The organism is Oleiphilus sp. HI0079, assembly GCF_001635105.1.
The window spans coordinates 1-1532 of the sequence record NZ_LWFT01000960.1 but is presented as its reverse complement, the minus strand read 5'-3'; the positions used below and the strand labels follow the sequence as shown (position 1 = coordinate 1532).

The following is a 1532-nucleotide window of genomic DNA, read 5'->3' as shown; positions in this document are numbered from 1 at the left end:
ATTACCTTGAGCAGTACATTGATCAGCTTGATGAAGATAGCCAACGTCGTTTGGGGACGAATCCTTTGCGTATTCTTGATTCGAAAAATCGAGATACACAATCGATTTTAGAAAATGCTCCTGTGCTTACCGATTTTTTTGGCGATACGTCCAAGGCGCATTTTGCGGAGCTAAAAGCGTATCTGGATAGTTTGGGCATTCATTATGTTGTAAACCCGAAGCTTGTTAGAGGTTTGGATTACTATTCTAATATGGTTTTTGAGTGGGTAACGGATGCCCTAGGTGCGCAAGGAACAGTTTGTGCCGGTGGTCGCTATGATGGCTTGGTTAAGCAGTTAGGCGGAAAGGGAACGCCAGGAGTGGGCTTCGCGATGGGCGTCGAGCGGCTGGTACTCCTCCTAGATGAGCTTAACGTTTTTCCGCAGGGTTTAGATGTTGCTGCCGATGTCTATATTGTTGCGGCTGGAGATGGCACACAAAAGAAAGCATTCCAAGTCGCTTCTTTGATTCGGAATAACACCAGCATGCGTGTTGTTCAGAATATGGGGCAAGGTTCGTTTAAGTCCCAATTGAAAAAAGCTGACAAGTCGAAGGCAAAGTTTGCAGTGATCATTGGATCCGAAGAGATGATGAATCAAACTCTGTTGCTTAAGCCTTTGCAGTCTAAAGAAGAGCAAAAAAGCATTCCAGAAGCAGAATTGCTTAAATACATAGAGTAACGAATAAAGTACACTACTGCCCGGCGCTGAACCGGTGTGAAAGAATAAAGTAAAGTGGAGTAAGTTGTGGACGAGTTTAAGACCGAAGAAGAACAAATTGCGGCGATAAAGAACTGGTGGAAGAAGAATGGAACGTCAGTTATTTTGGCGATTGTTGCATCGCTTGCCATCGTATTTGGCTACCGTGCTTGGCAAGGCAATGTTGAGGCGAATAAAGCATCCGCCTCCGGTTTGTATCAACGCTTGGTAAATGTTATTACGGCTCAGCAAGGTATCGGTGACGATCAGTCTGCTACGTTTATTGCAGGAGAGATTAAAGAGAACTTTGGCGACACAGAATACGCCCGGTTTGCAGCTTTGTATCTCGCGAAAATTCACGTTGAAGCGGGAGATCTTGACCAAGCGATTTCTGAGCTGGATTTTGTTTTGGCCTCCACAGAGGATGTACGTACTCAACATATCGTGACAGCTCGAAAAGCACGAGTTCTTGCTGCAAAAGGTGAATATGATGCAGCGTTAGCGCTACTTAATGCTACTGACGATGCGTTTGAGCCAAGCTTTTTGGAAATCACCGGCGATATTCAACTTGCCCAAGGCGACGAAGAAGCTGCGAGAAACACCTACCTTAAGGCGTTTGAATTGGTAAAGGATGAGCCGCAAAGAGCGCCTTTGCTAGGCGTAAAATTATCAGATCTTGGTGTCGATACACGTAGTCTGTAAACCAAGCAATTCAGTTAACCTAGGTTAATTAAAGATGACTAAGAGACTAATTCAGTTTCTTGCAATGAGCGCGGTTTTTACCGCGCTTTTTGC

The 1532-nt window shown here is 44.8% G+C and carries 2 protein-coding genes; both read left to right on the top strand.

Going from position 1 to position 1532, the window contains the following annotated elements:
- Positions 1-719: HisS family protein (locus A3750_RS17530; RefSeq protein WP_197475119.1), on the top strand; the 719-nt coding region annotated here is incomplete at its 5' end.
- Between the two features lie 66 nt (positions 720-785).
- Positions 786-1439, top strand: coding sequence for a tetratricopeptide repeat protein (locus A3750_RS17525; protein ID WP_068453191.1), 654 nt, complete (start codon positions 786-788; stop codon positions 1437-1439).
- Positions 1440-1532 lie beyond the last annotated feature (93 nt).